This window comes from Plantactinospora siamensis, assembly GCF_042434095.1.
Classification (GTDB): Bacteria; Actinomycetota; Actinomycetes; order Mycobacteriales; family Micromonosporaceae; genus KBS50.
In genome coordinates this window covers 669,553-691,963 of record NZ_JBHLUE010000011.1, presented here as the reverse complement: position 1 = coordinate 691,963, position 22,411 = coordinate 669,553, and the positions used below count along the sequence as shown (strand labels likewise).

Here is a 22,411-nt window from a genome sequence, read left to right as displayed (position 1 = left end):
GGCGTTTCGGCTCCAATCCGCCCCCCAACTTCATGCTAAGCGGGAGGGGTCGGCGGCGGGGGTGAGGACCTCGACCACGTTGCCGAGGACGACCACGGCGGGGGGACGTACGCCGGCGGCGAGGGCGTCGGCGGCCACCGTTCCGAGGGTGGCCCGCAGCGCCCGCTGGCCACCGGTGGTCGCCTCCTGGACCACCGCAGCCGGTGTCCCGGGGGGCCGGCCGTGCGCCTGGAGGGTGGCCGCGATGGCTGGCAGGTGGCGAAGCCCCATGAGGATGACCAGGGTGCCGCGCAGCCGGCCCAGCGCCGGCCAGTCCACCAGCGAGGCCGGGTCGTCCGGGGCCAGGTGCCCGGACACCACGGTGAACTCGTGCGCCACGCCCCGGTGCGTGACCGGTACGCCGGCGGCGGCCGGCCCGGCCAGCGCGCTGGTCACCCCGGGCACCACGGTCACCGGCACCCCGGCCGCCGAGCAGGCCAGCAGCTCCTCGCCGCCGCGCCCGAAGACGTACGGGTCGCCGCCCTTGAGCCGGACCACGGTGGCGCCAGCGCGGGCCCGGTCCACCAGGATCCGGTTGATCTCGTCCTGGGCGCGCGCCGGCCCGTACGGGATCTTCGACGCGTCCACCAGCTCCGCGTCCGGCCGCACCTCGTCGAGGAGCAGCCCGGGCGCCAGCCGGTCGATCACCACCACGTCCGCCTCGGCGAGCAGCCGGCGCCCCTTCACGGTGATCAGCTCGGGATCGCCGGGACCCGCGCCGACCAGGGCGACCCGGCCGCGCCGGCCGGTCGGGGGGTTAACAGGGGGCCCTTCCTCTACCGAATCCGATAACAGGGGGCCCTTCCTTTCCAGCAGGGCGGCGATGGCGTCGCGGACGGCCACGGCGCGCCGGGGGTTGCCGCCCAGCACGGCCACCGTCACCGGCCCCTGCCGGGTCACCGCCGGGGTCCACGCGGTGGCCGCGGTCCGGTCGTCGGCCCGGACGCAGAAGACCCGGCGCTCGGCCGCGGCCGCGCTCACCTCGGCGGCGGCCAGCGGGTCGTCGACCGCCGCCTGCACCAGCCACGCGCCGTCCACGTCCGCCGGGACGAACCGCCGGGCGATCCAGCGCAGCCGCCCCGCCGTCGCGTGGGCGCGCAACGCCGGGGTCAGCTCCGGCGCCACGACGTCGACCAGTGCGCCCGCGGCGAGCAGCGCCGGCACCCGGCGGGTGGCCACCGCGCCGCCGCCGACCACCAGCACCCGGCGGCCGCCCAGCCGGAGCGCCAGCGGGTACACCTGCTCGCCGTCGGGCTTCACTTCTCGGACACCCCGGCCGAGTCGAAGGTGGCCACCTCGTGCAGCACCCGGACGGCCGCGGCCAGCACCGGGAGCGCGAGCAGCGCCCCCGAGCCCTCGCCGAGCCGCATCCCGAGGTCGATCAGCGGGTCCAGCCCGAGGTGCCGCAGCCCGGCGGCCGCGCCCGGCTCGACCGACCGGTGGCCGGCCACCAGGGCGGCCCGGGCGTCCGGCGCCAGGGCCACGGCGACCAGCGCGGCCGCCACCGTGCTCACCCCGTCCAGGATCACCGGCGTCCGGCGGGCCGCGGCGGCCAGGATGAAGCCGGCCAGCGCCGCGTGCTCCAGCCCGCCGAACGCGGCCAGCACCCCGAGCGGATCGCCGGGGTCGGGCCGGTGCCGGTCCAGCGCGGCCCGCACCACCGCCACCTTCCGCCGGTACGTGGGGTCGTCCACCCCGGTGCCGCGCCCGGTCACCTCGGCCGCGCCTGCCCCGGTGAAGGCCGCCACCAGCGCGGCTGCGGCCGTGGTGTTGGCGATGCCCATGTCCCCGGTGAGCAGGACGGCCGCCCCGGCGTCGATCAGGTCCTCGGCGGTGCCCACCCCGACCCGCACCGCGGCCAGCACCTCGTCCGGGGTCAGCGCCGGACCGGTGCTCAGGTCCCGGGTGCCGGCCCGGACGGCCGCCGACACCAGCGCCGCGCCGCCCGGGGCCACCGGGCCGGCCGCGCCGGTCGGGCCGGCCGCGCCGGTCGGACCGGCCGCGCTCGTCGGACCGGCCGCGCTGGTCGGACCGGCTGCGGTGGGTCCGGCCGGGCCGGAGTCGGAGTCGAGGTCGGCGGCGTCGGGGTTGGCGGCATCGGGGACGGCGATCGGCGTGGCCACTCCCACGTCCACCACCCGGACGGTCGCCCCTGCCTGCCGGGCGAGCGCGTTGACCACCGCGCCGCCGGCGAGGAAGTTCGTCACCATCTGGGCGGTCACCTCCTGCGGCCACGGGGTGACCCCCTGGGCGTGCACCCCGTGGTCGCCGGCGAAGACCGCGACCGCGGCCGGGGCGGCCAGCGGGGGCGGGCAGGCGCCGGCCAGGCCGGCGAGGCGTACCGACAACTCCTCCAGGGCTCCGAGCGAGCCGGCCGGCTTGGTGAGCCGGCCGTGCAGCGCGCGGGCCTGGGCCATGGCCTCCTCGTCCGCGGGGCCGATCGCGGCCAGGGTCTCGGTCAGCGTCACGGGTGGTCCCCTCCCTCGCGCCGCGGGACACCTGGCCCGCGGCGTGGCATCGGCTCCGCCAGGATCTCGGCCAGCGCGGCGGTGAACGCGTCGGTGGTGGCAGTGTCCCGCACGGCGACCCGGAACCAGTCCGCGCCCAGCCCCGGAAACGTGTCGCCGCGCCGCACCGCCCAACCGCGGGCGCGCAGGGCCAGCCGCACCCGATCGGCGCCTCGCAGGTGGACGAGCACGAAGGCGCTGGCGGGGGCGCCCTCGACGCGTACGCCGGGCAGGCCGGACAACCGGGCCACCAGGTGGCGGCGGTCGGCCGCGAGCCCGGCGGCGATCCCCCGCTCGGCCGCTACGGCGCGCGCGCTCGCGCAGGCGCGGGCGGCGGCCAGCGCCGGCGTGGAGACCGCCCAGAGCGGCTGCGCGGCGCCGAGCCGATCCACCAGGTCGGCCGCGGCCAGCAGGTAGCCGACGCGCAGACCGGCCAGCCCCCAGGTCTTGGTGAGGCTGCGGATCACCACGAGGCCGGGCAGGTCGGCCCGGCCCGCCAGCGATTCCGGTTCGCCGCCCCCGCCGGGCGCCGTGGTGCTGTCCGCGAACGCCTCGTCCACCACCAGCACCCGGCCGGGTCGGGCCAGCGCCGCCACCGTGGCCGCCGGGTGCAATACAGAGGTGGGATTGGTCGGATTGCCCAGCACCACCAGGTCGGCGTCGGCCGGGACCAGGGCCGGGTCGAGCCGGAAGCCGGTCCGGGCCGGCAGCAGCACCCGGCGCACGTCGTGCCCGGCGGCCCGCAGCGCGGCCTCCGGTTCGGTGAACTGCGGATGCACCACGACCGGCCGCCGCACCTCGCCCAGCGCCCGGGCGAGCAGCACGAACGCCTCGGCCGCGCCGGCCGTGAGCAGCACCTCCGCCGGTGGCCGGCCGTGCCGGGCCGCCACCGCCGCCCGGGCCGGGCCGGGGTCGGGATAGCGCGCCAGGTCGCGTAGCGCCGCGGCGATCGGCCCGGCGAGCCAGTCCGGCGGCGGCGCCCGCCGGACATTGACGGCCAGATCCACCAGGCCGGGGGTGGCCTCGGCGTCGCCGTGGTGGCCGAGGTCCGGATCGGGCATGAGCGCGATCCTGCCGGGTACGCCCCGGTCGCGACGCGGCGGGTCCCGCGGCGGTCTGCCCCGTCACCATGTTTGTGAATAATTCTCATACTCTGCCCCGGCCCGACCTAGCGTCAGGGTGTGATGTCGCAGTCCTCCGCCGCCTCCTCGTCCCGCTCCGCCACGATGGTCCGCGCCGGCCTCATCGCCGGCGTGGCCCTGGCCGCCGTGGCCTTCCCCGTCGTCGGCACCGGCGGCCTCGGTGCCAAGGCGTTCTCGGCCGCCGTGGGCGACCATCCCCAGGACCTGCGCCAGGTCCATCCGGCGCAGACCACCTACGTTTACGCCGCGGACGGCCGGACGCTGCTCACGATGTTCTATGAGGAACACCGCAAGTACGTCCCGATCACCCAGATCTCGCCGTACATGCAGCAAGCCATCGTGGCGGCCGAGGACTCGCGCTTCTACCAGCACCACGGCGTGGACGCCAAGGGCGTGCTCCGGGCCTTCGTGGTCAACCAGCAGGCCGGCGGGGTCTCCCAGGGCGCCTCGACGCTGACCATGCAGTTCGTCCGGATGGCGATGCGGGACGGCGCGCAGAGCCCCAAGGAGGCGCTGGAGGCCACCCAGCAGACCAGCGTGCGCAAGGTCCGCGAGATGGAGATGGCCGTCAACGTCGAGAAGGAGATGACCAAGTCCGAGATCCTCGAGCGCTACCTCAACTCCGCGTACTTCGGCCACCGGGCGTACGGCATCTACGCCGCCGCGGAGATCTTCTTCTCAAAGAAGCCCGCCGACCTCACCCCGCTGGAGGCGGCCACGCTGGCCGGCCTGGTCAAGGCGCCCACCGAGTACGACCCGGCCAGCTCGGACCAGCGGGAGGCCACCGACCGCCGCAACTACGTGCTCGAGCGGATGCGGGTGATGGGCTACCTCTCCCCGCAGAACGCCGCGGGATTCAAGAGCCAGCCGATCACGCTGCGCCTCACCACGCCGCCGAACGACTGCGTCTCGATCGACAAGCAGTACAACAGCTGGGGCTTCTTCTGCGACTACCTCAAGGCCTGGTGGAGCAAGCAGCCGGCGTTCGGCGACAACTACTCCGAGCGCCTGGACAAGCTGCGACGCGGCGGCTACAACATCGTCACCAGCATCGACCCGCGGGTGCAGAAGATCGCCGAGGAACAGGTGTCGTCCCGGGAATCCACCGACAGCCCGTTCGCGCACGGAATCGTGGTGGTCGAGCCCGGAACCGGCCGGGTCAAGGCCATGGCGGTCAACCGGATCTACTCGCTGGACCAGAGCCAGAACGGACCCAACTCCAACAGCGCGCTGCAGGGCAAGGTGCCGGGCAACTATCCGAACACGGTGGTGCCGCTGCTCGGCGGCGGCGACCTGCCGGGCTACCAGGCCGGATCGACGTTCAAGATGTTCACCATGCTGGCCGCGCTCAAGGCCGGGATGCCGCTCAACACCGAGTACAACGCGCCGAACCGGATCGTCAGCATCTATCCGGGTGGCGGCGGCGCGGACTGCGGCGGCCTGTGGTGCCCGTCCAATGCCAGCGGCGCGATGACCGGCCTGCAGACCATGTGGTCCGGCTTCGGGAAGTCGGTGAACACCTACTTCGTCTGGCTGGAGCAGAAGGTCGGGGCCGACAAGGCGGTGGCGATGGCCGAGGAGCTCGGGCTCACCTGGCGTACCGACGTCGACCAGCGGCAGGCCGCGCCGCAGAAGCGCAAGGAATGGGGCGCGTTCACGCTCGGCGTCTCCGACGTCAACCCGCTGGAGATGGCCGGCGCGTACGCGGCCGTGGCGGCCGACGGCCGGTACTGCGAGCCGCTGCCGGTGATGTCGGTGAGCAACCCGGACGGGACCCCGACCACCTACCGGGCCGCGGACGGCAACATCATCCCGGTCGCCAAGGGGCGCTGCCACCAGGCGTTCAGTCCCGACGTGGCGCGGGCCGCCACGGACGCGGCCCGCTGCCCCACCGGCGACCGGCCGGCCCGCGGCAGCTGCGGGGGCTGGTCGACCGCGGACAGCGTCCACGGCACGGTCGGTAGGCCGGTCGCCGGCAAGACCGGTACGACCGACAGCACCCGGTCGGCCTGGTTCGTCGGCTTCACCCCGGAGCTGGCGGCCGCGAGCTTCATCTCCGACCCGGACAATCCGAACAACGCGGTCGGCGACGGCCAGTCGAACAAGCCGGTCGACACCGTGGCCAACACGCTGAAGAACGCGCTGAAGAACCAGCCGGTCCGGCAGTTCTCGGCGCCATCTGACGCCATCGTGGGCAGCAGCTGACCCCGGCGCGGCGGCGGCTGGCCCCGGCGCGGCGGCTCGGCCCGGCAGCTCGCCTCGCCTCGGCCCGGCGGCACGCCTCGGCCCGGCCGTCGGCCCGGCAGCTCGCCTCGGCCCGGCGGGCCCGACCTCAGCGCAGGTCGGCGGGCACGAACGACCAGACCTCCAGGTCGGACCGGCCGCCCTGCACGTACCCGGCGTTGCGCAGCAGGCCCTCGTAGCTGAACCCGGCCTTCTCCATCACCCGCCGCGAGGCGATGTTGCCGGGGGCCACCCGCACCTCCACCCGGTGGAAGCCGTGCTCCAGCAGGAGCGCGATGGCCAGCGCGTCCACCGCCTCGGCGGCCAGGCCGAAGCCCCGCGCCTCCGGCGCCATCGCGTACGACACCTCGGTGACCCGGCAGGCCCAGTCGGTCCGCTTGGTCCACAGGCACCCGACCAACAGGTCGTCCTCGCGCCGCACCACCCCGTAGTGGTCGCCGCTGCCGCTGTCCCGCCGCTCCTGAGCCTGCTCGGTGCACCAGCGGACGGCGTCCACGGTCCCCCGCTGCGGCAACGGCAGCCAGCGCAGCGTCTGCTTGTCGGCGAAGACCTCGTGCACCGCCCCGGCGTCCGCGGCGGTCAGCGGGCGGACGTGGGCGCGCGGTGTGGAGACGGTGAGCCTCGGGAACCGGCGCACCGCCACCTCGCCGCTCACGCCCGATCCCCGCTCACGTCGCCGCCCCACCGGCCGGCCGCCGCGGCCCGCTCCCGCTGGACGGCCGCCGCGGCCCACCAACGCCGCACGGCCGCCGCGGCCCGCTCAGGCTGGACGGCCGCCGCGGCTCGCCGACTCCGCAGGCCCGCCGCGGCCCGCTCACGCCGGGCGCTCGTCGTCCGCGGGCGTGGCGGCCGACCCGCCGCCGGGCGAGGGCAGGGTCACGGCCGGAGAAACGGGATCGACTCCCATCCGGCTGGACTGCGCCGGGTCGGGGCCCAGACCGGCCGGCGTCACGGCCACCTCGCCGGCCGGCGCCACCGTCTCGCCGGCCGGCGCCACCGCGGCTCCGTAGCCCGGGAAGCCGCCGCCGGCCTCCGGCGCGGCCGGGAACCCGGCGCCCGGGCCGGCCGGGGACATCGGATCGGTCTGCGCCGGCACGCCGGGCGTCGTGGCGGCGGGCGGGTCGACCACCGCCCGGGGCACCACCGCCGGCCGGCCGGTCCGCGGAGCCGGGCCGGCCGGCTGGGCCGGGGCGGCCGCGGTGACCAACCGGCCGGCGAGCCCGGGCACACCGGCCCAGTGCAGGGTGAGCTGCGAGGCGTGCACGCCGCGCCAGACGAACCCCTCGTCGGTGCCGGCCCAGCGCCAGGCGGCCGCCTCCCCGGAGCGCGGATGCACGACGCCGCGATGCTGCTTGTAGCCCACCACGCGGTCGTCGACGCCGGCCACGACGCTGGCGGACCGGGCGGTGGCGTCCCGGTAGCCGACCACGATCGAGTCCATGCTGCCGCCCTCGGCGTCCAGCACGCCGCACATCGGCTGCCCGTCGAACTGGCGGAGCAGCCACAGCAGCCCGGTGCCCTCGGCGACGACCGGATGGCCGGTGCGGGCCAGCTCGGCCACGGCGATGCACAGCCGCCGGTTCGCCGACAGCTCCGGCGCGTACGTCTCGGGCAGGCCGCCGCCGATCACCAGCGCGCTCGTCCCGGCCGGCAGGCCCTCGTCGCGCAGCGGGTCGACGGTGACCACGTCGGCGCCGGCGGCGGCCAGCAGCTCGGCGGTCTCCGGGTGCGAGTAGGAGCCGGCGCTGCCGCCCGCCACCGCCACCACGGGTCGCTGCCGGGGCCCGAGCGTCACCTGGTCCACCGTCGGCCCGGCGGCCGCGTCGGCGACCGACCACGGGTCCACCGACAGCCGGGGCGCCGAGGACGCCAGCCGGAGCATGCCGTCGAGATCGACGGTGGCGGCCACCGCCTCGCCCAGCCGCCGGACCCCCTGGGCGGCCTCGGCGCTGCCGCGCAGCACCGGCACCACCCCGTGCTGCCGGGACGGCAGCACGGATGGCAGGTCGTGCCGGCGCAACGCGCCGAAGACCGGCACGCCGAGATCGTCGAGGGCCTCCCGCAGCAGCTCCTCGTGCCGGTCCGAGGCCACCCGGTTGAGGATCACTCCGCCCAGCCAGAGCAGCTCGTCGTAGGCCCGGAAGCCGTGCACCAGCGCGGCCACCGACTGACCCATGGCCGCCACGTCGACGACCAGCACGACCGGGGCGCGCAGCGCGGTGGCCACCGCCGCCGTGGAATCCGCGTCGGGGCGGCCGGAGAGGCTGTCGTACAGCCCCATCGTGCCCTCCACCACGGCGATGCCGGCGCTGGCCGCGCCAAACGCGAAGAGCGGGGCGACCCGCTGCGGGCCGATCAGGCGGGCGTCCAGCGTGCGCCCCGGACGCCCGGCGGCCAGCCCGAGGTACGCGGCGTCCGTGCGGTCCGGCCCGATCTTGAAGCCGGCGGCGTCCAACCCGCGGGCCGCCCAGGCGGCGAGCAGCCCGACGGTGATCGCCGTCTTGCCGTGCCCGGACGACGGTGCGCTCACAACCAGGCGGGGCACGGCGGTCATCGTCCACTCCTCGTTGAGACGTGCGGCCGGGATTATCGGGCACAACCCGGACGAGCCCGGCCCCCGGCGGTCGGACGTCCGGCGTGACGATACCGGGCAGCTGGGACAGAACGCACGCCCGCTCGCCGGCTGGGCGGCGGGCGCTCGCCGGCTCGGCGGCGGACGGCACCGGCCGGCCGAGTAGCCTCGGAGCGTGTACCGCTTCCTGTTGACGCCGCGCTGGCTGGGGTTTCTCGCCCTCACCATCGCCGCCGCGGTGGTGATGGTCCTGCTGGGCAACTGGCAGCTGCACCGTTACCACCAGCGCGCCGAGGTCAACGCCCGGATCGACGCGGCCGGCCGGACGGCCCCGGCGCCGCTGGACCGGGTGCTGCCCGCCCCCGCCGGGACCGCCGGCACGGCGGGCGCGGAACCGCCGGCCGGCACCGAGTGGGACCGGGTCACGGCCACCGGCCGGTACGACGCGGCGCGGCTGGTGCTGGTCCGCAGCCGGACCGTGGACAGCCAGGTCGGCTTCGAGGTGGTCACCCCGCTCCGGCTGGCCGACGGCAGCGCGGTGCTGGTCGACCGGGGCTGGATCCCGCCTGCGCCGGGCGGCGCCACCGCGATTCCGCAGGTGCCGGTCACCCCGTCCGGTGACGTCACGGTGGTGGCCCGGGTACGGCGTTCGGAGAGCGGGCCGGGCGCGGTGCTGCCCCGGGACGGCCGGCTGGAGACCCGGCGCATCTCGGCGCCGCGGATCGCGGCCGAGCTGCCGTACCCGGTGCGCGGCGGCTACCTGCTGCTGGACCAGCAGACCCCGCCGGCCGACCCGGCCTTCGCGGCCGTGCCGGTGGAGCATCAGAACGACTGGCAGAACGCCGGCTACGTGGTGCAGTGGTGGCTGTTCGCCGGGATGGCGCTGTTCGGCTACGGCTGGGCGGCCCGCCGGGAGGCGCGGGGTGGCCCCGACACCGGCGCCGAGCGGGACGCCGACCGGGTGCCGGCCGCCACCGGCTCCTGACCGCGACCGCACCAGCCCGCGGTGTCGGTCCGACGGCGGCGCCGCCAGCGCGGTACGCCGGGCTCCTGACCGCCGGCGGCCCGCACCGGCACGGCCGCCCGCCAGGAGCCCGGCACCGGCACGGTCGCGCGCGTCGCCGCGGGTCCGGGGTCACTGCGATGGACGGCCGGCGTGGATCGCCCGGACCGCGTCGATCGTGTCGGCCTCGGCGGCCGACTTGTCCGCGCGGTAGCGGACCACCCGGGCGAAGCGCAGGGCCACCCCGCCCGGATAGCGGCTGCTGGTCTGCACCCCGTCGAAGGCGATCTCGACCACCTGCTCCGGGCGTACCCGCACCACCCACTCGCCCCGCTCGACGGCCAGCTCCAGGAACCGCTCGGTCTGCCAGCGCAGCAGCTCGTCGGTGAGCCCCTTGAACGTCTTGCCGAGCATGACGAAGCCGCCGGTCTCCGGATCGCGGGCGCCCAGATGGAGGTTGGACAGCCAGCCCCGGCGCCGGCCGCTGCCCCACTCGACGGCCAGCACCACCAGGTCGAGCGTGTGCCGGGGTTTGACCTTGACCCAGGCGGCGCCGCGCCGCCCGGCGTCGTACGGCGCCTCCGGCGCCTTCACCACCACGCCCTCCTGGCCGGCGTCGACCGCCGCCGCGAAGGCGGTGGCCGCCTCCTCGGCGGTGTCCACCTCGACCCGCCCCACCACCAGGGCCGGCCCGACGGTCGCGGCCAGCGCCGACCAGCGCTCCCGGCCGGGCGCGTCCAGCAGGTCCGCGCCGTCGAGGTGCAGCAGGTCGAAGAAGTACGGGGTGAGCCGGGTCGCACCGACCGGGTCCGGAGCGGCGACGCCGTCTCCGGTCGGGGCTGTGCCCGCGGTCCCGGCGCTGGCGACCACCGCGGCCCGCGCCGCGCCCGCAGCCTGCCGGCGGGCTCCCCGGGTGGCGGCCCGGCTCGCGGTCTCCTGGAACGGCCGGGGCCGGCCGGCGGCGTCCAGCGCGATGGCCTCGCCGTCCAGGACCAGCTCCCGGGCCGGCAGCGCCCGCACGGCCGCCACCACCTCCGGCACCCGCACGGTGATGTCGTCCAGGCTGCGGGTGAACACCGCGATGTCGCCACCCGAGCGGTGCACCTGGATGCGGATGCCGTCGAGCTTCACGTCCACCACGGCGGGGCTGCCGGTGGCCGCCAGCGCCTCGTCCACGGACCCGGCGCTCTGCGCAAGCATCGGCGCGAGCGGCCGGCCCACCCGCAGCGTGAACTCGCCGAGCGCCACGGCGCCGCCGGTGAGCGCGGCGACCGCCACGGCACGCAGGTCGCCCGCCATCAACAGGGCCCGCCGGACCAGCGGCAGCGGGACCTCCGCCGCCCGGGCCACCGCGTCGGCCAGCAACCCGGCCTGCGCGCCCTGCCGCAGCTCGCCGCTGAACAGGCCCACCAGCATCCGCTGCTCGTCGGCGGTGGCCCGGGCGAACAGCGCGGCCAGCAACGCCCGGCGCCGGGCCTGCGAGCCCGCGCCGGCCACCTCGGCCAGCTCCTCGATCGCGGCGTCCACCTCGACCAGGTCCAGCGTCGGCTCGGGCGCCGGCGGCGGCAGATCGCGCAGGCCGGCGTAGCCCACCCCGGTCTGTCGCTGCCGCAGCTCGCCGGACAGGTAGGCGGCGCCGATGCTGATCTCGTCGATCCCAAGGCCGCGCAGGGCGGCGGCCAGCAGATCGACCTTGGCCTTCCGCCCGGAGGTCGCAGTCACGGCGGCGGACGTGGCCGCCAGGTCGAGGAACCGCACGTCCCCATCCTGGCAGCCACCCCCGACGGTTTCCGCCCGACCGCACGGCCGAGCGGCGAACTCAGGCGGCGACGGGCTCCTCCACCCGCAGGCCGCGGGCGCGGATCCCGTCAGCCACCCGGGACAGCACGGTGTCGAGCGCCACGAGCGCGGTGGAGAGCTCGGAAAGCTGGTCCTTCAGCGTGTCGTCGGACCACCCGGAGACGTCCACGTCCCCCAGCGCACTGACGGCGGCGTCCAGCCGCGCAATGGCTTCTTTCGTACTCATGTTCGAAAGCTTACCGTATCGTGCCGCTCAATATGGGGGTTTTCAGCCGGCGCGTCTCAGCCCCGGCCGGCCTCGGCCACGTTCGCCAGCAACAGCGCCTCGGCCAGGCACACCCGGGCGAACTCGCCGAGGTGCAGGCTCTCGTTCGGCCCGTGCGCCCGGGAGTCCGGGTCCTCGACGCCGGTCACCAGGATCGCCGCCGCCGGGAACATCTCCTGGAACGTGGCGATGAACGGGATCGAGCCGCCGACGCCCATCTCCACCGGGGCGGTGCCGTCCCAGGCCGTCTCGAAGGCGGCGCGGGCGGCGTCGTACATCGGGCCCGAGGCGTCGATCTCGCAGGCGTCGCCGTCGTGTTCGAAGCTCACGGTGACCTGCGCGCCCCACGGAGCGTGCTTCTCCAGGTGGGCCACGATCGCGGCGTACGCCCGCTTGGGGTCGTCACCGGGCGCGAGCCGCAGGCTCAGCTTGGCCTTGGCCACCGGCACGATGGCGTTCGGCGCGCCCGCCGTGGGCGGCGCGTCGACGCCGAGGACGGCCAGCGCCGGCTTGGTCCAGATCCGGTCGGTGAGCCGGCCGGTGCCGATGAACTCGACCCCGTCCAGCAGCCCGGCCTCGTGCCGCAGCCGATCCTCCGGGTAGTCGACGGTGGCCCCGGTGCGGCCGACCAGGCCCTCCACGGCCACGTCCCCGGCGTCGTCGTGCAGCGTGGCCAGCAGCCGCGCCAGCGCGGTCACGGCGTCCGGCACGGCGCCGCCGAACATGCCGCTGTGTACGGCGTGCGTGCCCGTGCGGACCTCCACGAAGCAGTTGACCAGGCCGCGCAGCGAGGTGGTCAGCGCGGGCTGGCCAATGTCCCAGTTGCCCGAGTCGGCGATCACCATGACGTCGGCCGCCAGGTCCGCCCGGTGCTCCTCCAGCAGCCGCTCCAGCGAATCGGAGCCGAACTCCTCCTCGCCCTCGATGAACAGCACGACACCGACCGGCAGCCGGTCGCCGAACGCCCGCAGCGCGGCCACGTGCGCCATGACCCCGGCCTTGTCGTCGGCCGCACCCCGCCCATAGAGGCGGCCGTCCCGCTCCACCGGCTCGAACGGGTCGCTCTGCCACAGCGAGCGGTCGCCCACCGGCTGCACGTCATGGTGGGCGTAGAGCAGCACGGTGGGGGCGCCGGGCGGCGCCGGCCGGGTGCCGATCACCGCGGGCTGACCGCCGGACCGGACGATGCGGACGTCCAGCGAGCACCCGCGCAGCAACTCGGCGACCGCCTCGGCGGAGCGCTCGACATGCGAGTGGTCGAAGCCGTCGAACGCGATGCCGGGAATGCGCACCAGCCGTTCCAGGTCGGCGCGGACACCGGGAAGCTCCCGTTCGATGGCGGCACGCAGGTCGGACTCGGTCAGGCTCGGATTGGTCATGACCGCGATCGTAGGCGGCCCCACCCTGACCCGCCGCCTCTCCCGTCGATCATGGGGGCGTGCTGCCCGTTATGGGCGTCGGCGACCGTCGCGTCCCCACCGCCACCGCACGATCGATGAAACCCGGGCGAGCAGGGTCAGTCGACCGGGTCGGCGGGGCCCGGCCAATGGGCGTCCCCGGTGGCTCGGCGGGCGCGGGCGGCGCGCGCCGCCGCCTCCCCCGCCGCGCCGGCCCAGGCGCGGGCCCGGCCCACGCCGCCGCCCACGAACGCGCCGACCTCACCCGCACCGTCTCCCAGCCGGCGCAGCAGCCCCACCAGCGGGTCCGCCGAGGAGTTGAAGGATTCCCGGTACGACTGGGCCGCCGCCCTGATCTCGTCGGTGACCGAGGACGAGCCGTCGTCGTCGCGCCGCGGATAGTCGCCAGCCAGGATCCGCCCGTACTCCCCGGAGTCCACCCACCGACGCAGGTCGGCGGCCCGGGCCACCGGCGCGGGATGGCTGCTCCACGCGGTCATCCGGAGCTTGTGCACGCTGTCCCGCAGGTCACCGCCGCCGTCGTACTCGCTGGCCTGCTCGAGGAACGCGGCCGTGTCGATCTGGCTGAGGTCGCCGCCGCCGGCCAGCTTGATCAGCAGCCGGGTGGCGGCCGCCGGGTCCTGGCCGGCGAGCAGGCCGGCGCGGTCCGCCGAAAGCTCGGCCTTGCGCCACCATTCCAGCATCGCCGCGATGATGGCCCGCAGCGCGAGGGCGCCCACCGGCAGCCAGCTCAGGTTGGCCGCCCACCGGCTGAGGATCGTCAGCATGGTCTTGTACACGGCGTGGCCGCTGACCACGTGGCCGAGTTCGTGCCCCAGCAGGCACCGCAGCTCGTCGTCGTCCAGCTGGTTGATCGCGCCGGAGCCGAGCACCACGAATGGGCGATCCAGCCCCACGGCCTCGGCGGTGATCCACGGAGACTGGGTGACGAAGAGCTCGGGCAGCTCGGCCAGGTCGAGCGCGCTGGCCGCCTCGGCGTACCGCTGGTGTACCCGGGGGTACTGACGGTGGTCGACGCGGATCCCGGCGGCCAGATAGGACAGCCGGAAGGACCGCTCGTTCCACATGCCGACGAACGCCTTGATCACCTCGTCGAAGCCGCGCAGCTCGCGCAGCGCGGTCAGCGCGCCCCGGTCGGCGGGGTGTTCCCAGGCCCGGGACGAGATCCCGGTGAGCACCACCCGGCGCCGGGCCGGCAGCGCGGCCCCGGTGTCGTCAGCTGTCGTCATGGCGTACTCCCCGATCGCCGGCTGGGCCGCCGCCGATTCCTCCGCGCCGGCTGGCCCGTCCCGATCGTGCCCCAGCCGGACCGCCGAGTCCATGGCCTACGGCAACGGTTCAGCGCAACCGCTGATAGTGCCGACCCGGATCGACCAGCCCGGTGGGAGCGCCGTCGACGAGCAGATCCGCGGCCTCGGCCGTACCGTCGGCGGCGAAGTGCCCGGCCTCGGCCGCGCGCCAGCGCAACAGGTGCGGGCGCAGCCGCTCCCCGTCCCGGGCCAGCGTCCGATCCAGCCGGAGCGGGTCGGGCGCGGTGACGAACACCGCCAGGGTGAGCTCGGGCCGGATCGCGGCGCGCGCGGCGCTCACCCCCTCGATCAGCAGCACCCCGTGCGCCGGGACCGGCACGCGAGGCGTGGTGAAGCGTTCCCGCAGCCAGCTGTACCGGTGGTAACCACCCGGCCGGCCCGCACGCAACGGCTCCAGCGCCTGCTCGTCCAGCCGGCGCCAGAAGGTGAACTGGTCGGCCCAGCCGTCCAGCAGGTCATCCGTGTGCAGCACCGTCACGTCGTCCGCCCGTTGCTCCCGGGGACCCTGCAGCGCGTCGGCCAGCCGGGCCGTGAAGAGCGTCTTGCCGGCGCCGCTCGGTCCGTCCACGGCGACCAGCCGGACGGCGCCGAGCCGGGCGGGCGCCGCCCGGATCCGCCGGGCCAGCTCCGCGTACGTCTCCACCACCACCGCCGACCACCCCCTTCGCATCCAGTCTCCCGCGCCGAACCGAGGCCCTGGAGTTGGCGGCCGATCCGGAGATCAGCCGTCATGATCGGCGCGGGACAGGGGTCGGGGGGCGGTGGGTTCGCCGGCGCGGTGGATGGCGGGGCGGCAGAATGATCCGGTGCGACAATTTTCCGCTCAGCGGCCGGAGGTGTCCGCTCCCGGAGTGGACGGTCTGCTGGCCCGGGCCCGGACCGGGATGCGCCGGTTGAGCCCGCGGGAGACCCTCGCGGCCCGCGAGCGCGGCGCCCTGGTGGTCGACACCCGTACCGAGACGCAGCGGGCCGAGCAGGGCGAACTGCCCGGCGCGATCGTGATCGACCGGACGGTCCTCGAGTGGCGACTCGATCCCCGGAGCGACTGGCGGATCCCCGAGGCGGAGAGCTACGACCTCGAGATCGTGGTGGTCTGCCACCAGGGCTACAGCTCCAGCGTGGCGGCGGCCAGCTTGCGCGGCATGGGCCTGCACCGGGCCACCGACCTGGTGGGCGGCTTCGCCGCGTGGCGCGACGCCGGCCTTCCGGTCACGGCCGGCCCGGCCGATGTACGCCGCTGACGACCCGACGGTCAACCCGCCGGGGCGGGCGGCGCGCCCGGTGGCACGAACGGCAGGCCGGGCGGCGGGCCGGACTCGATCAACCGCCAGAGCCGATCGGTGTCAAGGTGTTCCTCCACCAGGTCGCCGAGCAGGTCGAGGGTCCGCTCCCGGGCTCCCGCGAACGAGGTGTCCGGGGCGACCCGGAACCCGGCGCGGCCGGCCAGCCGGGCCACCTCGGTGAGGAACCGGCGCCGGAACGGGTCGGCGCCGAACGCACCGTGCCAGTGGGTGCCGAACACCGGTCCCCGAACGGCGCCTTCTCCGGTCCCGTCGGCGTACCGCAGGAACGGCGACGCGCCGCTCCCGGCACCGACCATCCGCCCGTGGTGGATCTCGTAGCCGTGCACCGGAATCCCGTCGAAGGCCGAGCCGGTCGATCGGGTGACCGTCTTGCGCCGCTGGAATGCCACCTCGGTGGGGAGCAGGTCGAGGCCCGGCACCCGGCCACGTCCGCTCTCGACGCCGTCCTCGATGCTGCGGCCGAGCATCTGGAAGCCGCCGCAGATGCCCAGCACCGGGCGGCCGGCAGCGGCGTGCCGGAGCACCGCCTCGGCCAGGCCGGTACGGCGCAACCAGTCCAGATCCTCGACGGTGGCCTTCGTGCCGGGCAGGACCACCAGGTCGGCCGCGTCGAGTTCGGCGGGCTCGACGGTGAGCCGGACCCGGACCCCCGGCTCCACGGCCAGCGCCTCCAGATCCGTGGCGTTGGAGATGCGGGGCAGCCGGACCGCTGCCACGTCCAGCCACTGGGTGCCCCGGGGCGGACCGGGCCGGCCCAGCACCCGCCCGTACGCCAGGGAGTCCTCGGCGTCGAGCCACAGGTCGACGTTCCACGGCAGCACCCCGTACGTCGGCCGTCCCGTCACGGCCGCGAGCATGTCCAGGCCCGGGCGGAGCAGCCCGGGGTCGCCACGGAACTTGTTGATCACGAATCCGGCGATCAGCGCCTGGTCGGCCGCGTCCAGCAGCGCCAGGGTGCCGAACATGGCAGCGAACACGCCACCCCGGTCGATGTCGCCGACCACCACGGTGGGCAGGCCGGCGTGCCGGGCCAGACCGAGGTTGACGTAGTCCGCGTCCCGCAGGTTGATCTCCGTGGGGCTGCCGGCACCCTCGCAGACGACCACGTCGTACCGGGACCGCAACTCCGCCAGGGCCGTAAAGGCGGTCTCGGCCAGCCGGGGCCGCAGCGCGCGGAAGTTGGCGGCGTCGATGGTGTCGACCGCCTGGCCGAGCAGCACGACCTGGCTCGACCGGTCGCTGCCGGGTTTCAGCAGGACCGGGTTGAACCGCAGGTCGGGTGCCAGGCCGCAGGCGGCCGCCTGCATCGCCTGGGCCCGTCCCAGCTCACCGCCCCGGCCGTCGGCGTCCACCACCACGGCCGAGTTGTTGGACATGTTCTGTGCCTTGAACGGCGCCACCGACACGCCCCGACGGCGCAGCCACCGGCAGATCCCGGCCGTGACGACGCTCTTGCCGGCGTCCGACGTGGTCCCGGCGACCAGCAGTCCACCGCTCACCGGTCACCGCGGGCAGTCCGGAACGCCGCGGCCGACCCGGCGACCGCGCCCCGAACGGTGGCCGCCGCGACGGCGCCGGCCAACGCGGCCAGGCCCACGGCTCGGGAGATCCGGACCGCCCGGCGGATGTGCCGGAACTCCGGCCGGGGCCCGTCCCCGAGGAACGGGCGGACCTCGACCCGGCCGGCGTAGACGTTGCGCCCGCCCAGCCGTACGCCGAGCGCGCCGGCCATCGCGGCCTCGCACTGACCGGCGTTGGGGCTCGGATGCTCCGCCCGGTCCCGGCGCCAGACCCGCCATGCCCGGTGCCGGTCGCCGTGCGCCACCGGGCCGACGGCGATGGTCAGCAGGCCGGTCAGCCGCGCCGGCGCGAGGTTGAGCAGATCGTCCAGCCGGGCGGCCGGCGTGCCGAACCGGGCGTACCGGGGCGACCGGTGCCCCACCATCGCGTCGAGCGTGTTGGCCGCGCGGTATGCCAGCAACCCCGGCAGCCCCGCCACCGCCCCCCAGAACAGCGGCGCCACCACCGCGTCGGAGGTGTTCTCGGCGACGGACTCGATGGTTGCCCGGGCCAGCTCGGCCTCGTCCAGCGTCGACGGGTCCCGACCGCAGAGGTGGCTGAGCCGGGACCGTGCGGCCGGTAGGTCGTCCCGGGCGAGCGCCCGGGCCATCGCCCGGCCCTCCGACCGGAGCGTCCGGCCGCCGAGAACCGCCCAGGTGCCGGCCGCCATCAGCCCGATCCGGGCCGCCGGACAGCGTCGGGTCAGGGCCGCCCCGGCCAGCCCGAGCAGCGTGGCCGAGCCGACGGCGACCGCCGTGTGCGCCGCTCCGGCGGGGCGATTGTCCCGGTACAGCCGCCGTTCCAGGGCCGCTGCGGCACTGCCAAAGCCGGCCACCGGGTGCCACCGGCGCGGATCACCGAAGGCGGCGTCCAGCAGGTAGCCGGCGGCCAGCCCGACGGCGTCGGCCCGGATCCCCCGCACCGTTCGTGCCACTCCGCGCTCCCCTCCGCCGTCATTCGTGCCGGCAGCCTAGCCAGCGCCGCCCGTGGCGCCGGCACCCGGCACCGCCGGCCCTGCCCCTGCCCCGGATGCCGGAACCACCCCGGCCGCCGGCAGCAGCGCCTCGCCGGCCCGGTTCCCTGGCCCGTATGCCGGACGCCACCGGGGCCGCCGGCGGCGCCTCGCCCCCAGGGTCCGTGACCCGGGTGCCGGCCGGCGTCGCGGCGTTGACGCCCGGTCCCAGCGGGCTTGCGGGGAGGCGGACCCGTCGCGGAGCCGCGTCCGCCTCCCCGCCGGCGTACCGCCCGTTGCCGCGAGCGGTGCGCCTCGGGCGTCCCGCGAGACACCCGCTGGCCGCGGTCAGACGCCGGCGGTCGCCCGCGCCCTGCCGCGGCGACCCCGCGGACCGGACCCCTCCGCCGGTCCGCCGGTCGTCGGCCCGGTCTCCCCGCCCGGCACCGGCCCGCCATCCTCACCGCCGGCGAGCTCCGCCCGGCCGCCCGGATCGGTCCCGGTCGGCCGATCCCCGGCCACGCCCGATCCGGACGCCACCGGCTCCACCGCCGCCGGACCCGCCACCGGACCCGCCGCCACCGGACCCGCCGCCACCGGTCCCGCCGCCACCGGTCCCGCCGCCACCGGTCCGGCCGGCACCGGCTCCGTTGCCGCCCTTGGCGACAACGGCTCGAGGTCCCGGTCCAACGCCATCGGACCGCCCCCGACGGTCGCGGCCCAGTCCGCCGCCCAGCTCCCGGCGCCATCGCCGAGCCCGTCCGCCGGCTCGGCCGGATCGCCGGGATCCTCATCCTCGTCGGGCTCCAGATCCCGGCCGGGAACGAGATCGGGCGGCCCGTAGCCCAGCGGCCCACGATCGGCCGCCGCGAAGGTGCGGAACCCGCCCCACGGCGGCACCGGCTCGTCGGCCAGCTCGCCGTCGTCGTCCACCGGCACCTCCCCCGGCCGGGACGGCGCCTCGGACAGCGGCACCGACTCGCTCGCCTCGCCCCGGATCCGGGCCTCGGCCTCGGCGTCCTCCACCGTGCTGGTGACCAGGTTGGGCCGGTTGCGGACAAACTTGCTGCGCCCGCGGGAGAGGTCGTGGCCCACGGCCAGGGCCTCCAGCTCGTAGAGGGTGCGGTGGTTGCCGGCGTCGTCCTTCCAGTCCCGGGTGTAGAGCCGCCCGACCACCACCACCGGGTCGCCCACCATCACCGACGCCGCCACGCCCTCGGCGAGCCGCCGCCAGGCGTTCACCCGGACCCGCAGGCTGTTGCCGTCGATCCACCGGCCGGTGTCCCGGTCCAGCCGGCGGGCGGTCGAGGCGACCTTGAAGTTGGCCACCAGGGTGCCGCTCTGGGTCGTCCGCCGCCATTCCGGCGCGGTGAGCACGTTGCCCACCACGGTCACGTACGTATCGAACATCTCGTCTCCACTGCTTCCAGGCTTGACTGCTGTGCTGGCTTGCGGTCCGAGTCGACTCGCCATCCAGCGTCGACCCGAGCCGGTCCGGCGGCCAGCGCGGATCGGCGAGCTGTGGACAACCGGCGGCCCTGTGGACAGCCGCCTGATCAAGGAAAAACCTGCTACGGCGGGGTAACGTCGAGCGGGTGGAACCGGATGTGCTCGGCCCGCCGTACGAGAGCCAGGTCCTGGACCTGGGCCACGACGATGAGGGACCGGTGGTCGCGACCCTGGTCCGGCGCCGGGCGGCGGACCGCACCGGACGGGCGGTGCTGTACCTGCACGGCTTCGTCGACTACTTCTTCCAGACCCACCTGGCCGACTTCTTCGTGACGCGCGGCTGGGACTTCTACGCCCTCGACCTGCGCAAGTACGGCCGGAGCCTGCTACCGCACCAGACGCCCAACTTCTGCCGCGACCTGAGCGACTACTTCCCCGAGCTGGACGAGGCCGCCCGGATCATCCGGGCGGACGGCAACGACGTGCTGCTGGTCAACGGCCACTCCACCGGCGGGCTCATCGCGGCGGTCTGGGCCGACGCCCGGCGCGAGGCGGGCCTGGTCGACGGCCTCTTCCTGAACAGCCCGTTCTTCGACATCAACGCGCCCTGGCTGGTCCGCCGGCCATTGGCCGCGGCCGTCGCCCGGGTCGGCCGCCGCGCGCCGTACCGGGCCATCCCGCGCACGCTCTCCCCCGTGTACGGGCAGAGCCTGCACGCCGACCACCGCGGTGAATGGCGGTACGACCTGGCCTGGAAGCCGCTCGCCGGGTTCCCGGTCCGGGCCGGCTGGCTCGGTGCGATCCGCGCGGCGCAGCGTCGGCTGCGGGCCGGGCTCGCCATTCCCGTGCCGATCCTGCTGGCCTGCTCAACCCGCAGCTTCCGTGGGACGAAGTGGCACGAATCGGCCTCGCTGGCCGACGCCGTGCTGGACGTCGAACACATCGTGCGCTGGGCGCCACGGCTCGGCCGGCACGTCACGCTGGTCCGCTTCGACGGCGGGATGCACGACCTCACCCTCTCCGGACCGGCCGTGCGGGAGCGGGTGTTCAGCGAGTTGGGTCGCTGGGTCGACGCCTTCGTGGTCCGGGACGACGCCCTGCGGGACGCTCCGGCCACTCATCGCGACGGTCGTCAGCCCTTCGCGGTGCCGGCGGCCGGTACGGACGAGCACCCGGACCGTACGCCGGCCGTTCCGGCTCCCGGTCGTATCCCGGCGGCTCCGGCTCCCGGTCATACGCCGGCCGTTCCGGAGCAGGGTCGTACCTCGGCCGCTCCGGGTTCCGGTCGTACCTCGGCCGCTCCCGCCGGCCGTACTCCCGCTCAGGACCGTAACCGGGATCCGGGGCGTACCGCGGGTCCGGCTCGTACCGGGGATCCGGGTCGTAGTCAGGCTCCGGACCATAGCCCGGCTCCGGACCGTACGACGGCTCCGGGTCGTAGCCCGGGTCCGGATCCGGCTCGTACGGCGCCCCCGAGCGAGGCTCGTACGGCAGCCGATCCGGCGTCCCCGCGGCCGGCTCGTACGGCAGCCACCTTCCCTCCCGCCACACCAGCAGATCCTGGGTGAGCAGGTGCTCCGTCTGGGCGAAGAAGATCCGGTCGACGGCCCGGCGGGCGCGCTCCAGGCCCGGCCGTGACCCGGTGCCGGTGAGGATCACCACGTCCCGGGCCGGCACCCCGACCACGGGATCGCCCGGCACGGCGCCGGCGAGGTCCAGCCAGACCTCGTCGGCGAGCAGCGCGGAGGATTCGAGGCCGCGCTCGAGGCCGGAGAACGAGAGCATCGGCGCCGGGGGTTGCCCGTCCACCTGGAGCCGGGCCAGCGCCCGGTCCAGGTTCTCCAGCGCCGTCCGCCGCAGCATCCGCCGCGACAACCCCAGGTCGTCCAGGTCCGCCCAGGTCACCAGCCGCTGCCCGTAGGGTGGCCCGTACGAGTAGGCCACCCCGATCTCGTCGGTGAACTCGTCGATCACCTGGTCGGGGCGTGCCTGGGGGTCGGTCGTCGCCACGAGGACGGGCAGGAACCGGGTACGCGTCACCTTCACCCGGAAAAACCTAGTATGGCCTCGCCCGATCGGTCAGCCCTGGTAAGCAGGTATCTCCGGTTCGCACCCGCCGGGTACCCTCTTGGCGCACCACCGGAGCGCCCGTAGCTCAGCGGATAGAGCAGGGGACTTCTAATCCCAAGGCCGCAGGTTCGAATCCTGCCGGGCGCACCCTCCCCATCTCAGGCCAGCGGCTTGCCCGTGCCGATCGAGACGATCACCCACGTCACTGCAGCGCGACGTCTGGCCGTGTCCACGCTTTCTCAGCCATGTGGCACCGTGGCGGACGAGCAACCGGCCGGGGGACACATGAGCAAGAAGAGCCGATCCATCGGTCCAGCGTGAGCGGGCCGTACAGGGGGGTCCCGGAGCAGGCGGACCGCTTGACGCTGATCACTCGTTGGCAGAACTTCGTGCCCGAGCGCCCTGTCCTGGTCCAGGCCGGCGAGACCATCTGGATCGAGGACCACCGACAACCTGAACACCGAAGGCCGCGTTATCACCTCATGGTGAGGCGCAACAACGGCCAGCAGGACTCGTACCCCGGCGAGCTGTACCGCTGAGGTACTGCGACCAACGCTGTTTCATCATGGACGCTCAGGTGTGATCCGGAAGCGTGCGCACCCGTCGTTCGGCGAGGTCCGGCAGATGCTGCGAGGCCGTGCCGAAGTCGTTGTCGTCGTGCAGGACCACCAACGCGTTGATCGCCGCACAAGCGCAGACCAAAAGGTCCACGCAGGACAACGCCCGGTGGGCTCACGAACGGCAAAACCCGATGCGCCATACCGGCGCGCCGCGGC

The 22,411-nt window shown here is 75.4% G+C and carries 17 protein-coding genes, 1 tRNA gene and 2 pseudogenes; 6 read left to right on the top strand and 14 right to left on the bottom strand.

The genetic code is table 11. The annotated features are described in order from the left end of the window. Positions 1 to 30 precede the first annotated feature (30 nt). Genes cobA through cobC form a run of 3 tightly spaced genes read right to left on the bottom strand, consistent with a single transcriptional unit; the run spans position 31 to position 3,607 of the window. Positions 31 to 1,299 carry a uroporphyrinogen-III C-methyltransferase gene (gene cobA, locus ACFFHU_RS16180; RefSeq protein WP_377339664.1) on the bottom strand — a complete coding sequence of 423 codons (1,269 nt, stop codon included), beginning with the start codon at positions 1,297 to 1,299 and terminating at the stop codon, positions 31 to 33. Then, on the bottom strand, positions 1,296 to 2,507 hold the full coding sequence (locus tag ACFFHU_RS16175) for a nicotinate-nucleotide--dimethylbenzimidazole phosphoribosyltransferase (RefSeq protein ID WP_377339662.1): 1,212 nt from the start codon (positions 2,505 to 2,507) through the stop codon (positions 1,296 to 1,298). The genes cobA and ACFFHU_RS16175 overlap by 4 nt, the downstream gene beginning before the upstream one ends. Then, positions 2,504 to 3,607: an Rv2231c family histidinol phosphate aminotransferase CobC gene (cobC, locus tag ACFFHU_RS16170; RefSeq protein ID WP_377339659.1), complete on the bottom strand. Its 1,104-nt coding sequence runs from the start codon at positions 3,605 to 3,607 to the stop codon at positions 2,504 to 2,506. Before cobC ends, ACFFHU_RS16175 begins: the two co-directional genes overlap by 4 nt. Before the next feature lie 123 nt (positions 3,608 to 3,730). On the opposite strand from cobC, the gene ACFFHU_RS16165 reads away from it, so the two are divergent. Next, positions 3,731 to 5,893: a transglycosylase domain-containing protein gene (locus ACFFHU_RS16165; protein ID WP_377339657.1), complete on the top strand. Its 2,163-nt coding sequence runs from the start codon at positions 3,731 to 3,733 to the stop codon at positions 5,891 to 5,893. A gap of 127 nt (positions 5,894 to 6,020) precedes the next feature. On the opposite strand, the gene ACFFHU_RS16160 is transcribed toward ACFFHU_RS16165, so the two are convergent. Together ACFFHU_RS16160 and ACFFHU_RS16155 are read right to left on the bottom strand one after the other, a co-directional pair. Then, positions 6,021 to 6,587: a GNAT family N-acetyltransferase gene (locus ACFFHU_RS16160; RefSeq protein ID WP_377339655.1), complete on the bottom strand. Its 567-nt coding sequence runs from the start codon at positions 6,585 to 6,587 to the stop codon at positions 6,021 to 6,023. Between the two features lie 159 nt (positions 6,588 to 6,746). Continuing rightward, positions 6,747 to 8,486, bottom strand: coding sequence for a cobyrinic acid a,c-diamide synthase CobB (locus tag ACFFHU_RS16155; protein WP_377339652.1), 1,740 nt, complete (start codon positions 8,484 to 8,486; stop codon positions 6,747 to 6,749). A 193-nt stretch (positions 8,487 to 8,679) separates the two neighbouring features. On the opposite strand from ACFFHU_RS16155, the gene ACFFHU_RS16150 reads away from it, so the two are divergent. Further along, on the top strand, positions 8,680 to 9,489 hold the full coding sequence (locus ACFFHU_RS16150; RefSeq protein ID WP_377339650.1) for an SURF1 family cytochrome oxidase biogenesis protein: 810 nt from the start codon (positions 8,680 to 8,682) through the stop codon (positions 9,487 to 9,489). Between the two features lie 150 nt (positions 9,490 to 9,639). Here the strand turns inward: ACFFHU_RS16150 and ACFFHU_RS16145 are convergent, their stop codons facing one another. From ACFFHU_RS16145 to ACFFHU_RS16125, 5 genes are all read right to left on the bottom strand, one after another. Further along, on the bottom strand, positions 9,640 to 11,265 hold the full coding sequence (locus ACFFHU_RS16145) for an ATP-dependent DNA ligase (protein ID WP_377339647.1): 1,626 nt from the start codon (positions 11,263 to 11,265) through the stop codon (positions 9,640 to 9,642). Positions 11,266 to 11,326: 61 nt separating this feature from the next. Next, positions 11,327 to 11,533, bottom strand: a complete 207-nt coding sequence (locus ACFFHU_RS16140) for a hypothetical protein (RefSeq protein ID WP_377339645.1) — start codon at positions 11,531 to 11,533, stop codon at positions 11,327 to 11,329. 56 nt (positions 11,534 to 11,589) lie between these two features. Then, a complete protein-coding gene (locus ACFFHU_RS16135) occupies positions 11,590 to 12,936 on the bottom strand; it encodes a dipeptidase (RefSeq protein WP_377339825.1) in 1,347 nt (448 codons plus the stop codon). A 152-nt stretch (positions 12,937 to 13,088) separates the two neighbouring features. Continuing rightward, entirely contained in the window at positions 13,089 to 14,219 is a 1,131-nt protein-coding gene (locus ACFFHU_RS16130; RefSeq protein WP_377339643.1) for a M48 family metallopeptidase, read from the bottom strand. A gap of 109 nt (positions 14,220 to 14,328) precedes the next feature. After that, a complete protein-coding gene (locus ACFFHU_RS16125; protein ID WP_377339640.1) occupies positions 14,329 to 14,970 on the bottom strand; it encodes a uridine kinase family protein in 642 nt (213 codons plus the stop codon). 112 nt (positions 14,971 to 15,082) lie between these two features. Here ACFFHU_RS16125 and ACFFHU_RS16120 point away from each other — a divergent pair, with 112 nt between their 5' ends. Continuing rightward, on the top strand, positions 15,083 to 15,541 hold the full coding sequence (locus tag ACFFHU_RS16120) for a rhodanese-like domain-containing protein (RefSeq protein WP_377339639.1): 459 nt from the start codon (positions 15,083 to 15,085) through the stop codon (positions 15,539 to 15,541). Positions 15,542 to 15,552: 11 nt separating this feature from the next. On the opposite strand, the gene ACFFHU_RS16115 is transcribed toward ACFFHU_RS16120, so the two are convergent. From ACFFHU_RS16115 to ssb, 3 genes and pseudogenes are all read right to left on the bottom strand, one after another. Beyond that, positions 15,553 to 17,103: a cobyric acid synthase gene (locus ACFFHU_RS16115; protein WP_377339637.1), complete on the bottom strand. Its 1,551-nt coding sequence runs from the start codon at positions 17,101 to 17,103 to the stop codon at positions 15,553 to 15,555. Then, complete coding sequence (locus ACFFHU_RS16110) at positions 17,100 to 18,098, bottom strand: cobalamin biosynthesis protein (RefSeq protein WP_377339635.1); 999 nt, start codon at positions 18,096 to 18,098, stop codon at positions 17,100 to 17,102. The genes ACFFHU_RS16115 and ACFFHU_RS16110 overlap by 4 nt, the downstream gene beginning before the upstream one ends. Positions 18,099 to 18,869: 771 nt before the next feature. Beyond that, positions 18,870 to 19,526: pseudogene (gene ssb, locus ACFFHU_RS16105) on the bottom strand (single-stranded DNA-binding protein); the annotation flags it as partial. Between the two features lie 185 nt (positions 19,527 to 19,711). Between ssb and ACFFHU_RS16100 the strand changes: the two are divergent. From ACFFHU_RS16100 to ACFFHU_RS16090, 3 genes and pseudogenes are all read left to right on the top strand, one after another. After that, positions 19,712 to 20,740, top strand: a pseudogene (locus tag ACFFHU_RS16100) (alpha/beta hydrolase); the annotation flags it as partial. A 969-nt stretch (positions 20,741 to 21,709) separates the two neighbouring features. Further along, positions 21,710 to 21,782: transfer RNA gene (locus ACFFHU_RS16095), tRNA-Arg, on the top strand. Positions 21,783 to 21,994: 212 nt separating this feature from the next. After that, positions 21,995 to 22,174 (top strand): hypothetical protein, encoded by a 180-nt coding sequence (locus tag ACFFHU_RS16090; protein ID WP_377339633.1) that lies wholly within the window; start codon positions 21,995 to 21,997, stop codon positions 22,172 to 22,174. Positions 22,175 to 22,208: 34 nt separating this feature from the next. On the opposite strand, the gene ACFFHU_RS16085 is transcribed toward ACFFHU_RS16090, so the two are convergent. After that, positions 22,209 to 22,346, bottom strand: a complete 138-nt coding sequence (locus ACFFHU_RS16085) for a hypothetical protein (protein WP_377339630.1) — start codon at positions 22,344 to 22,346, stop codon at positions 22,209 to 22,211. Positions 22,347 to 22,411 lie beyond the last annotated feature (65 nt).